Source organism: Pseudomonas sp. 5Vm1k (assembly GCF_056161485.1).
In genome coordinates this window covers 163556-175718 of record NZ_JBSPCZ010000010.1, presented here as the reverse complement: position 1 = coordinate 175718, position 12163 = coordinate 163556, and the positions used below count along the sequence as shown (strand labels likewise).

General features: G+C 60.8%; 11 protein-coding genes. 10 read left to right on the top strand and 1 reads right to left on the bottom strand.

The window, feature by feature from the left end:
- Window position 1 precedes the first annotated feature (1 nt).
- From ACWIKB_RS20515 to ACWIKB_RS20475, 9 genes are all read left to right on the top strand, one after another.
- Window positions 2–499 carry an Hcp family type VI secretion system effector gene (locus ACWIKB_RS20515; protein ID WP_475269079.1) on the top strand — a complete coding sequence of 166 codons (498 nt, stop codon included), beginning with the start codon at window positions 2–4 and terminating at the stop codon, window positions 497–499.
- Window positions 500–514: 15 nt separating this feature from the next.
- Entirely contained in the window at window positions 515–958 is a 444-nt protein-coding gene (gene tssE / locus ACWIKB_RS20510) for a type VI secretion system baseplate subunit TssE (protein WP_475269078.1), read from the top strand.
- Window positions 942–2735 carry a type VI secretion system baseplate subunit TssF gene (gene tssF, locus ACWIKB_RS20505; protein ID WP_475269077.1) on the top strand — a complete coding sequence of 598 codons (1794 nt, stop codon included), beginning with the start codon at window positions 942–944 and terminating at the stop codon, window positions 2733–2735. The genes tssE and tssF overlap by 17 nt, the downstream gene beginning before the upstream one ends.
- The gene (gene tssG / locus ACWIKB_RS20500) at window positions 2699–3724 is read left to right on the top strand and encodes a type VI secretion system baseplate subunit TssG (protein WP_475269076.1); all 1026 of its coding nucleotides are present in this window, start codon (window positions 2699–2701) and stop codon (window positions 3722–3724) included. Before tssF ends, tssG begins: the two co-directional genes overlap by 37 nt.
- A 2-nt stretch (window positions 3725–3726) precedes the next feature.
- Window positions 3727–6270, top strand: coding sequence for a type VI secretion system ATPase TssH (gene tssH, locus ACWIKB_RS20495; protein ID WP_475269075.1), 2544 nt, complete (start codon window positions 3727–3729; stop codon window positions 6268–6270).
- Window positions 6271–6354: 84 nt separating this feature from the next.
- A complete protein-coding gene (locus tag ACWIKB_RS20490; protein WP_475269074.1) occupies window positions 6355–7062 on the top strand; it encodes a YopT-type cysteine protease domain-containing protein in 708 nt (235 codons plus the stop codon).
- Window positions 7063–7258: 196 nt separating this feature from the next.
- Window positions 7259–7732 (top strand): GIY-YIG nuclease family protein, encoded by a 474-nt coding sequence (locus ACWIKB_RS20485; protein ID WP_475269073.1) that lies wholly within the window; start codon window positions 7259–7261, stop codon window positions 7730–7732.
- A 57-nt stretch (window positions 7733–7789) separates the two neighbouring features.
- Complete coding sequence (locus tag ACWIKB_RS20480) at window positions 7790–9799, top strand: type VI secretion system Vgr family protein (RefSeq protein ID WP_475269072.1); 2010 nt, start codon at window positions 7790–7792, stop codon at window positions 9797–9799.
- Between the two features lie 14 nt (window positions 9800–9813).
- On the top strand, window positions 9814–10356 hold the full coding sequence (locus ACWIKB_RS20475; RefSeq protein WP_475269071.1) for a toxin-antitoxin system YwqK family antitoxin: 543 nt from the start codon (window positions 9814–9816) through the stop codon (window positions 10354–10356).
- Between the two features lie 142 nt (window positions 10357–10498).
- Here the strand turns inward: ACWIKB_RS20475 and ACWIKB_RS20470 are convergent, their stop codons facing one another.
- Entirely contained in the window at window positions 10499–10891 is a 393-nt protein-coding gene (locus ACWIKB_RS20470; protein WP_475269070.1) for a DUF4280 domain-containing protein, read from the bottom strand.
- Window positions 10892–11081: 190 nt separating this feature from the next.
- On the opposite strand from ACWIKB_RS20470, the gene ACWIKB_RS20465 reads away from it, so the two are divergent.
- Complete coding sequence (locus ACWIKB_RS20465) at window positions 11082–12149, top strand: phosphotransferase family protein (protein WP_475269069.1); 1068 nt, start codon at window positions 11082–11084, stop codon at window positions 12147–12149.
- Window positions 12150–12163: the final 14 nt, after the last annotated feature.

Here is a 12163-nt window from a genome sequence, read left to right as displayed (position 1 = left end):
GATGGATGCAATCATTCTCGACCTCGGCGGCGACATCAAAGGCGACAGTCTGCTCGAGGGCTACAAGGACAAAATCGAAGTCATGTCTTACAGCCACAACGTGGCGATGCAGGTGACCAACGACGTCAGCAACTCGGAACGGACCTCCGGTAAACCGCACATCGGCGAGTTCACCCTGACCAAATTCGTCGACAGCTCCACGCCGTCCCTCAACGGCTACTGCTGCGCCGGCAAACCGATCCCGGAAGCCAAGATCACCATCGGCCGTAACGCAGCCGAAGGCAGTGGTCAGTTGATGCCGTTCATCATCTACACCCTGACCAACGTGGTGCTGTCCAACGTCAGCGTCAGTGGCGGCACGGGTGGCAAACCGGTGGAAACCATTTCCCTGAACTTCACCAAAATCAAATGGGAACTCACCGCGCAGAAAGACGACGGCACCAAGGAAGGCACCGCCGGTACGGTCTGGGACATGGCCGCCAACAAGGCCAGCAAGTAAGAGGACGCGTCAGCCATGGCAGGCACCGGCATCCGTGCGCCGCTGTTCGAGCGGCTTGCTTCGAGCGAGGTCGACACCGTGCAGGTGTTCGACCGCAAGGAGCTGCTTGATTCAGTCCAAACGGAATTGCTGCGCCTGTTCAACACTCGGCGCGGTCCCCGCGCCTTGACCTCTCCGCCGAGCATTCTCGACTACGGCATCGCTGACTGGACGTCCCTGCAACAGCAGCGCAGCGATGACCGTCGTCAGTTGGCGCGGGAAGTGCGTGAGGCCATCACCCATTTCGAACCGCGCTTGAAACTGGGCGAGGTTCAAGTCAATCCAGTCCCCGGCCACCCACAGCAGTTGAGTATTCGCCTGCTCGGCGAGTTGCGCAGCGGCCTGCAGCACTGGCCCGTGGCCTTTGTCATCGAGAAGGCCAGCGATGGCCTTGAGGTGCGTCATGAGCGACTCGATTGACCCGCAACTGCTCGACTACTACCAACGTGAACTGACCTGGCTGCGGCATGCCGGGAGCATTTTTGCCGAGCGCTATCCCAAGGTCGCCCGGCGTCTGGAACTGTCCCCCGGCGAATGCCCCGACCCGCATGTCGAACGGCTGCTGGAAGGCTTTGCGCTGCTGGCCGCGCGCCTGCAACGACGGCTCGATGACGACTACGCCGAATTCAGCGATGCCCTACTGGAACAACTTTACCCGCTGGCCATGCGTCCGCTGCCGTCCTGCGCGATCGTGCAGTTCCAGCCGGACCCGAGCAAGGGCAACCTCGCGGGCGGCTATCCATTGCCCCGCGACACACCGCTGTTCGTCACCACCAGCAAAGGCGAAAGCATCCACTTTCGCACCAGTGCCGCCGTTCAACTGTGGCCGGTGGAAATCAATGAAGCCTTGTTGCTGGGCAGCGATGAAGCCCAGGCCCTGACCGGTGTTCCCCAAGCCCGTTCGGCGTTACGCCTGAGCCTGCGTTGCCTGGGCGAAAGCCAGTGGTCGGAGTTGAACATCCAGCACCTGCGTATCCATCTGGCCGCGTCCCCGGTGATCAATGCCTGCCTGTATGACCTGCTCGGCGCCCACGCCGTGAAGGTGTTGGCCGGGCCGGCGGGCAGCGTGCCAAAAGCGTTGTCGGGGTTGCCGCAGATTGTCGGCTTTGCCAGCGATGAAGTGCTGCTGCCAGACGAGGACGGTGTGCACCCCGGGATGCGCTTGCTGGCCGAGTACTTCGCTTTCCCAGACAAATTCAATTTTTTCGACCTGCCATTGGCCGGCGCCAGTTCCGACAGTCAGACACTGTTTCTGTACATCGTCTTCGACCGTCCGCCCACCAGTCGCATGCACCTTCAGGCCAGCGACATCGCCCTCGGCTGTGCGCCGGTGATCAACCTGTTTCCGCGCACCTCCGAACCTCTGCGCCCGGACGGCACCCGCAGCGAATACCGGCTGGTGGCCGACAGTCACCGGGAAAACAGCGTCGAGATCCATAGCATTCGAGCCGTGCGCGCCACCACCCGTCAGGGTGTGCAACGGGTGCCGGCCTATTACGGCAGCCAGCATGGCGGCGGCGATCAACAGTGCTATTGGCATGCACGACGGGTCAGCGGCATGACCCCCAATCGGCTCGGCACCGACCTGATGATGAGCCTGGTCGACACCCGACTCGATCCGCTCTCGGACGTAGTCGAATTCAGCCTCACCGCCGAGTTGCTGTGCACCAATCGACACTTGGCCCAAAGCCTGCCTGCCGGCACCCCGTTGGGTTTTGAACGGCCGGGTCCAGTGGCCTGGGCACGTCTGCGCAACCCGCCGAGCCCGCAGAGTTTGCCGCGCCTGGACGGCGAATCGCGCTGGCGACTGGTGTCGCAATTGACCCTCAATCATCTCTCGCTGGTCGAAGGGCCCCAAGCGCTGGATGCACTCAAGGAAATCCTTCAGTTGCACAACCTGCGTGACGAGGCCAGTGCCTTGCGGCAGATCGAGGGCTTGCTGAGCCTGAGTTGCGAGCGCGTCATCGGCCATGTCGGCGAAGACGCCTGGCGCGGTTGGCGCAACGGCCTGGAGGTGCAGCTGCAACTGGATGCGCAGCACTTCGTCGGCAGCAGCGCCGTATTGTTTTCGGCGGTGCTGGCCCAGTTCTTTTCACTGTATGCCACGGCCAATCGCTTTGTGCGCACGGTGCTGGTCCAGTCCGACAAGGAGGTGAAAACATGGCAACCCCAAGCCGGCATGCCGCTTTCCCTCTGAACCTGAGTGAAAAGCTGCGGCGTGATCCGCAAGCGTTTGAGCTGTTGCAAGCGCTGTTGCTGCTGGAACGCGAACACCCGCAGGCCGAATCCCTGGGCAGCGGCACCTCGCCCCAGGCGGAAGCCATTCGCCTGCGCGGGCCGTTGACGCCACTGTTCGCCGCCAGCGAAATCGAAAGCCTGACCCAGGAACCCGGCGAACAACCGACCCTCAGCACACCGGTGTTCGGCCTCGGCGGCCCCGACGGTCCCCTGCCCTACGCCTATCAGGAATGGCTGCAACAACGGGCGCGGGCCAAGGACTACGCGCCGGCCGAATTCCTTGACCTGTTCCAGCATCGCTTGCTGAGCCTGTTGTACAAGGTGATGCGCAAACACCGGATAGCCATTGGGTTTACGGTTCCCGGCGCCTCGGCGGTGCAGGCGCAATTGCGCGCACTCACCGGGTTGCTGCCCAAAGCCTTGCAAGAACGCCAAGCCGTGCCCGACTCCGCCGTGCTGGCGTGCAGCGCGCTATTCGCGGATGGCCGTCGTTCCCTCGCCGGTTTCGCCGCGATCGTACGCGAGCACTTCGAATTGCCGGTGGAGCTCAGCGCCTATGAAGGTGCCTGGCGGGAGATCCCGCCCGCCAGTCGCAGCCGCATGATCCCGGGCGGTCGTAACTTGCAACTGGGGCGCACGGCAGTGGCCGGTACTCGGGTCTGGGATGAACACGCAGGTTTCAGAATGACCCTTGGTCCGTTGAGCTCGGCCCAGGCTGCAAAGTTTTTGCCGGACGGCGAATCCCACCCGGCGTTGGCCAGCCTCAGCGCGCTGTACTTCGGCCCGGACCTGGATTGCACTTTGGTGTTGCTGGTGCGCGGCGCCGGCCCGATGAAACTCGGTCGCGAAGCACCGCCGCTGCTGAGCTGGAACGGCGGCTTGCAACGCCAAACCAGTCTCGCCGTGCAACGGATCGAAACCCGCCTTCGTCAGCTGGAGATCACCTGAACATGGAACTGGCCAGCCTGATCGGGCGCCTCAACCCCGACAATCGCCGCGCGCTGGAACGCGCCGCGCAACGCTGTCTGCAACGGGGTCATCATTACGTCGAAATCGAACACCTGTTGCTGGAGTTGCTGGACATCGAGGGTGGCGACTTCGCCTATCTGCTGCCGCGCTTCGGTCTGGAGCGCGATGCCCTGACCGCTGAAATCAACAAGGCGCTGGAACTGTTCAAATCCGGCAGCACCCGCACGCCGGCGCTGTCGGCGCACACCATTGGCTTGCTGGAAGACGCGGTGGTCCAGGCCAGTGTGCTGGGGCTGGACAGCATTCGTTCCGGCTTGTTGCTGTTGGCCCTGATCGACCGTGATGAACGCCGCAGCCTGTTACTCAATAGCGCTTCATCGCTGCTGAAGATTCCCCGGGATGCGCTGCGCAGCAACCTGCTGGAATGGACCGAAAGCTCTCGCGAACACGTGGGTGGCGCGCGCCCGGTTAGTCCGGGTAACCCGCAGCCGAAGCAGGATTCGCTACTCGATCAATACACCCAGGACCTGACCGCCGACGCCCATGCCGGGCGTATTGACCCCATCGTCGGGCGCGACGGCGAGATCCGTCAGTGCATCGACATTTTGCTGCGCCGCCGGCAAAACAACCCGATCCTGGTGGGTGCACCGGGCGTAGGCAAAACAGCGGTGGTCGAAGGCCTGGCGCTGCGCATCGCCGCCGGGGATGTGCCGCCGTCGTTGCAGGAGGTCAGCCTGCGGGTGCTCGACCTCGGTTTATTGCAGGCTGGCGCCGGGGTCAAAGGCGAGTTCGAGCAGCGTCTTAAAGGCGTGATCGACGCAGTACGCAGCGCGGAAAATCCGATCATCCTGTTCATCGACGAAGCCCACACCCTGATCGGCGCCGGTGGCGCGGAAGGTGGCAGCGACGCGGCCAATCTGCTGAAACCGGCCCTGGCCCGTGGCGAGTTGCGCACCCTGGCGGCTACGACGTGGCTTGAGTACAAAAAATACTTCGAGAAAGACCCGGCCCTCGCCCGGCGTTTTCAACTGGTGCAAGTCGAGGAGCCGGATGAAATCACCGCCGTGGAAATGCTCCGTGGTGTCGCTGCCAAACTGGAGCAGCATCACGGTGTGCAGGTGCTCGACGCCGCCATCCATGAAGCGGTGAAACTGTCCCATCGCTACATCTCCGGCCGACAGCTGCCGGACAAAGCCATCAGCGTGCTCGACACCGCGTGCGCCCGGGTCGCCCTCGGCCAACACGACGTGCCGCCGCCGCTGGAAAGCCTGCGTCATCGACAAAACAGTCTCAAGGATGAAGTCGAGCGCCTGCGCCGGGAACAAGCCACCGGGGCCGATCACCGTGAACGCATCACCCTGCTGGAGAGCGAATCCGTCAGCAACGTGCAGGCCATTCGCGAACTGGAAACCCGCTGGAATGAAGAACGGGTGGCCGTGCGCGAACTGCTGGAAACCCGTCGCGAGCTATTGGCGTTGAGCGAACGCGCCGACAGCGACAAGCCCGACGAAGGCACCGACAGCCGCATCGATCACCTGGCCGCCGAACTGGTGCGCCTGGAAGCCGGCCTCGACGCGATTCGTCAGGACGATCCACTGGTGCCGGAACAAGTCGACACCAAAACCGTCGCCGCCGTGATCGCCGGCTGGACGGGCATCCCGGTGGGCAAAATGCTCGCCGACGAAGCCCACGCCGTGCGCACCCTCGGCCAGCGCATGGGCCAACGAGTGATGGGCCAAAGCATCGCCCTCGGCACCATCGCCCAACGTTTGCAGGCCTACCGCGCCGGACTTACAGACCCGCAAAAACCGGTCGGCGTATTCCTGCTGGTCGGCCCCACGGGCGTCGGCAAAACCGAAACCGCCTACGCCCTGGCCGACGCTTTGTATGGCGGCGAACGCAACCTGATCAGCATCAACCTTTCGGAGTATCAGGAAGCCCACACCGTCAGCCAACTCAAAGGCGCACCGCCCGGTTATGTCGGCTACGGCAGCGGCGGCGTGCTCACCGAAGCGGTGCGGCGCAAACCGTATTCAGTGGTGCTGCTGGATGAAATAGAGAAGGCCCATCCGGATGTGTTGGAGGCGTTTTACAACGTCTTCGACAAAGGCGTGATGGAGGACGGCACCGGGTTGGTGGTGGACTTCAAAAACACGGTGATGTTGGCGACCAGCAATGTCGGGGCCGAGTTGCTGCTGGATACGCCAGTCGCGCAGCTGGGGACTGATGCGTTTAACGAAGCGCTGCACAAGGCGCTACTGCAAGCATTCCGGCCGGCGTTTCTCGCGCGGATGACGGTGGTGGCGTATCGGCCGCTGGATGAAGCGACGCTGGAGGGGATTGTGCTCGCAAAACTTGAGAAATTGCGCGGCCGGTATAAAGCCGCGACCGGCAAGCAGTTTGAGTTTGATGCCGGGATTGTCCAGGCAGTGTTGGCCAAGTGCAGCGCGGCGGGGGCAAGGGATGTCGAGAATGTGTTGATGACGCAGGTGACGGGGAAGTTGGCGGAGTGGGTGTTGGAGTGAGCACAGGTGCAGTGAACAAGGAGTGTTGATACGGCAGCAGGCCCGGGCCTTGTCGTGTACGAACCTTAAAAAACGGAGTTTTGTATGGTCTGGCAACTGTTTCAATATGATCAAGCAAATACCATCGCCAACAGCGTGGCACTTGAAGACTTTGGTGACGGCGTTTGCCTCGCCCTCTCAATGAAATGGTGCGCTCGACGCAAAGCAAAGGACAAAGCGCTGGAATTCAATCAGTCAGTTAGCACTGAAGCTCAAAAGCTTGAAATCGCGGACTGGATGAATGTCACGCAAGTGCTCGTCATCGAGGATCTTCTAAATAATCCCGGACACGAGTACCCGGAGTTCAACAGTGGCTATCGATACAACGGTATTGACGGTAACCCCATCTCATCGGTCGCCCGTGTCCAGGGGCAGATCAACAATATGCGTGCCTACGCCAATCGCTTGGAAAAGATGAGTGAGTGGGCGCAAAACAATGCGCTGGTGCTTCTGAATGACAAGGTTGGGTTTGCCAATGGCTTGCTCACGGCCGTGTGGGTTTCCCAACTGACTGATGCAGCGTTCAGGCTCTCTGCCCCGCCGGTTATCGGCATCATCGCGTTATCCGGCGTCGGAGAAGGTCACGCCTTTGGTTATGAACTGACCAGTCGCGGGCATATCAGTTTTTTCGATCCGAATTTTGGTGAGTACCGCAGCAATGGACAAGATGACTTTCTGCCGTGGCTGTTGAATCACATTATCCAAAACTATGCGGATCTGAATCAGCACTGGTGGGTTGTGCAATTCAGATGAGACGCCAGTAGCCGCAGCCCCAGAAAACAACGGTACGGATTTATTTTCATAGTCAGCGTCATTTGGCTTGGTGGGACGAACCATGGGAAATATACATTTCAACTTGAACAACTCCGCACACCTCGGCGGAATGGCACCGCCGCCAGTGCTCGGCGGCGGGTTCGGCAACGCATTGCTGCCAGGAGGCATGTTCGGAATGGCCGGTACTTACATCATCGTCAATGCCAACTCCAACAACCGCTACATTGGAATCGCCAACGATATCGGAAACCGCTTCAACACCCGTCTGGCAACCATTACGGAGACAGGCTTCTTACCGGCAGAAATGGCCAGAATCGGCGTTACCTGGGGGATAACTACCTGTCAAAACACCCCTCCAATATTTGGCGTCGCCCCAGCCCCGGTTATTGCCGTGCCAGCCCCTCCTGCGGCTTTCAACGCAATGATTGATGGGACTGCGGTCAATCTTGAGCGTTTACTCATTCGTTTTGTCATTACGCAACTGGGTGCCGGCGGAACCGTTTCCAACAACTCGATGGCCGTGGCGCCTTACATTAACCCCACCGCCGACCCCATTACGGTTCGCCTGACATGGGGCGCCATGGGCGGTTTGTATCTGGCCGGCTTTCATCAGGCGGTCTGGAATGTCGGTATGTTCAACGCCTGGTAACGGTAAGAAAACCGTACGTACTTGCTGACTCTTTGATCGCTACCCAAGGCCGTTTCGATGCCCCGCACCACCGACAGCAACACCAGCCTCTCCCTAACCGCAGCCTCGCTGTCGGCGCTCTATCCTGAGTCGTTATCGGGTGAAGAGGCGCTGAATGCTTTAGGTACGCAAACCCTGAACGGCCTCAACGACGGCACCTCCCTCACCCTGACCACCGCCGTCGCCACCCACGTCACCACCACCCTGCACAACGACGCCCTGCTCCGCCCGTTTGATGCACTGGTCGCCGAAATCCGCCAACTCCCGGCCGACGCCACCGCCGAGCGCTATCAACTCGTGCTACGCCCATGGCTGTGGTGGCTAACCCTGGCCAGCAACAATCGGGTATTTCAGAACCTCGCCACCTCGGACATCGTCACCACGATTTTCAAGGCTCACGGCTTCGCCGATTTCAAGCTGTCCCTCACCGGCAGTTACACCCCGCGTGAGTATTGCGTGCAGTACGGCGAAACCGATTTCGCCTTCGTCTCGCGATTGTTGGAAGAGGAAGGGATTTTCTGGTTTTTCACCCACGAGGCGGGCAAACACACCTTGGTGCTGGGTGACAGTAACGATGCGTTTGTGCAGATCCCCAACGGACCCAAAGTCAGCTATCTCGGCCAGCAATTGGGCGAGCGCGAGCTGCATGGCATTCGTTCCGGCCAGGTGTGCATGCAAGCGGTGGCCGGGGTATATCGCGCGACGGATTACGAGTTCACCACGCCGACCACGTCCCTCTACGGCCAGGCTGAAGCCGTCGCCGGGCCGCGCTCGATTTACGAGCATCCGGGCGGTTACAACGCCAAGGCACGCGGTGATGCGTTGACCAAGCAGCGGGTCGATGGGTTGCGCAGTCAGGAAAGGCGGTTTGTCGGCGAAAGCGACTGCCGGTGGCTGGTTCCGGGGCACTGGTTCACCCTCGCCGGGCATGATGACGCGAGCCTGAATATCGATTGGGTGGTGACGTCGGTCACCCATGAAGCCAGTCACGAAGACTATCGCAATCGCTTCGAAGCAATCCCCAAAGCCACGCCCTATCGCCCGGCGCGAACCACACCCAAACCACGGATGCACACACAGACCGCTATCGTGGTCGGCAAGTCCGGCGAAGAGATCTGGACCGACGAGTATGGCCGGATCAAGTTGCAATTCCCCTGGGACCGCGACGGCAAGAATGACGAAACCAGTTCCTGCTGGGTTCGGGTCGTGTTGCCGTGGAGCGGCAAGGGTTTTGGTATGCAGTTTATTCCGCGCATCGGCCAGGAAGTGATCGTGACGTTCATCGATGGCGACCCCGATCGGCCACTGGTGACCGGTTGCGTCTACAACGGCGACAACGCCCTGCCGTACGCCTTGCCGGCGAATCAAACCCAGTCCGGGATCAAGACCCAGTCGTCCAAGGGTGGTGGCGGTTTCAATGAACTGCGCTTCGAGGACAAGAAGGACGCCGAGGAGGTGTTCTTGCAGGCGCAGAAAGACTTCAAAATCAACGTGCTCAACGACACCACTGCCACGGTCGGCCATGACGAAACCCTGACGGTGCAAAACGCTCGCACGCGCACGGTAAAGGAAGGCGACGAAACCGTGACCCTGGAGAAAGGCAAACGCAGCGTGACGATCCAGACTGGCAGCGACACGCTCGATGTGAAGGACAGCCGCACGGTGAAGGTCGGCGCCGACCAGACTCACAGCACTGGCGGCAATTACGAGCACAAGGTCACCGGCAATTACAGCCTGACGGTGGACGGCAACCTGACAATCAAGGTCAGCGGCACCTTGACCCTGCAAAGTGGTGGCAGTTTCAGCATCAAGAGCGGTGCCGACCTGGCGGCCGAGGCCAGTACTTCGGTCAGCCAGAAGGCAGGCACGGCGTTGAGCAATACCGCCGGGACTGAACTGACCAACAAGGCCGGCACCACGCTGACCAACGACGCCGGGGTCAGTCTGATGAACAAGGGCGGTGCCGAGCAGACCGTGGACGGCGGCGGGATGCTGACCATCAAGGGCGGACTGGTGAAGGTTAACTGAGGAGGTTTACGCCGATGTCATCCAGCAAAGTGGACCTGGACCGTGGTGACAGTCACATGGATGGGCGCCTGGTCGATGAGCGCCTGGAAGGCCCGCTGCACATCAAGGAAGCCGGGCGGCCCCAGGCGGATCTGAATTACAGCCAGGGCGAACTGCAAGGCACGAGTTTGCTGTATCACCCCAACGGCAAAGTCTCGGCGCATTTGCCCTTTGTGCGGGACAAATTGCAGGGCGTCGCCAGTTTTTATGCGCCCGAAGGTTGGTTGCAACGCAAGGCCAGCTATCGCCGGGGCTTGCTGCATGGTGAGGCGAATAATTACTTCCCTGACGGGCAACTGGCCGAGGCAGAGTTTTATCGCGACGGCGTGCGTGAGGGGCGGTATCAGCGCTTTCATCCCAACGGTAAACCGGCGGTGGATGCGCGTTATCTCAATGGACAGTTAGTGGAGCCGGAACAGGGGTTTGCCAGTGATGGGCGACCGCTGGATGCTGAGGGCAAGCCGATTTCCCGGGTGCGTTGGTGGTTTCGGCGGTGGACGGACCCGGCGCAGGTTTGAGATTTTGTGTTGGTAGGGATGGCCTCTTCGCGGGCAAGCTTCGCTCCTACAGGTTATGTGTCGATCACAAATGTTGCGCGCAACACAAAACCTGTAGGAGCGAGGCTTGCCCTCGAAGAGCCAGCAAAGGCAACAACCATCCTCAGGGAATCAACATCTGCATCTGCCCCGGCATGGCAATCTTGATCACCCCCGCCCAGTTGCACATCAAGATGCTGTTGGCATCCAGCGCCGGCATGTTGCCCAGCAACACCGTTGGCGCACCGGGGAGCCACGGGGACGCGGTGGCCGGGATGCACGGCATGGGCGTCAGCACGCCGAGCGCCGCGGCGGTGGCGGCCGCGACCATCGGGTTGGCCATGCTCATGCACACGCCGAACGGCATGATGTTCACCAGCGGAATGTGGTCCATGATGTTGGCGGCCGGCATGCCGCCGGTCAGGGTTCGGTTCACCGGCAGCACATTGAGCACGGCGGGCGCCGCGCCGAAGCTGCATTGCAGGGTGGCGGTGGCACAGACTTGCGGACAGCCCATTTCAAAGCTCCTTCCTGGAAGCACTGCATCCCCTGAACCATAGCCCGCTGCGGCGTTTCTCGCACATCAGGAACGCTGATTATCCAGCAACACGCTAACCTATAAGACCGTGCCGCGCTTGTGGCACTCCCGTCTCACCATTAGATTAGCCAATGATGTCCGGCCTCCAAAATAAGCAGAAGGGATAAGCATGGCGCTTACTGATCAGTCCACCCGTATCCGCTCCGGCGAAGAACTTGATGCCAGCCTGATCGATCCATACCTCAAGGCCCATATTCCGGGCTTGAGCGGCGAGCCTGCGATCAGCCAGTTTCCCGGCGGTGCGTCGAACCTGACCTACTTGCTGGAATACCCCGAACAGGAATTCGTCCTGCGACGTCCGCCGTTCGGCCACAAGGCCAAGTCCGCCCACGACATGGGCCGTGAGTTTCGCATCCTCAACCAACTCAAGGACGGCTTTCCGTACTGCCCCAAAGCTTACGTGCACTGCACTGACGAATCGGTGATCGGCGCCGAGTTCTACGTGATGGAACGGGTCAACGGCATCATCCTGCGTTCGGAACTGCCGCCGGAACTGGGCCTGGATGCCGTCAAGACTGAAGCGTTATGCAAAAGCTTCATCGACAAGTTCGTCGAGTTGCACCAGGTCGACTACAAGGCCTGTGGCCTCGCAGACCTCGGTAAACCCGAAGGCTACGTGGCGCGACAAATCAAAGGCTGGAGCGAACGCTACGAGAAAGCCCTGACCCCCGACGCGCCGCAGTGGGAAGCGGTCAAGGCCTGGCTCAACGACAAGATGCCGGCCGACCACCCGACGTCGAGCATCGTCCACAACGACTACCGTTTCGACAACGTGATCCTCGACCCGAACAACCCGATGCAGATCATCGGCGTGCTCGACTGGGAACTGACCACCCTCGGCGACCCGCTGATGGATTTGGGCAACACCCTCGCCTACTGGATCGAGGCCGGTGACCCGGCACCGGTGCAACTGATGCGCCGCCAGCCAAGCCACGCGCCGGGCATGCTGACCCGCCGCGAATTCGTCGATTACTACGCCGAACGCGCCGGGCTCAAGATCGACAATTTCGACTTCTACTACACCTACGGCCTGTTCCGACTTGCCGGCATCGTGCAGCAGATTTACTACCGTTTCTTCCATGGTCAGACCCAAGACAAACGCTTCGCGCAGTTCATTCACATGAACAAACTGCTGGAGCAGATGAGCTTGCAGGTCATTTCGAAATCCAGCCTCTGATCCAGGCCTTCTAA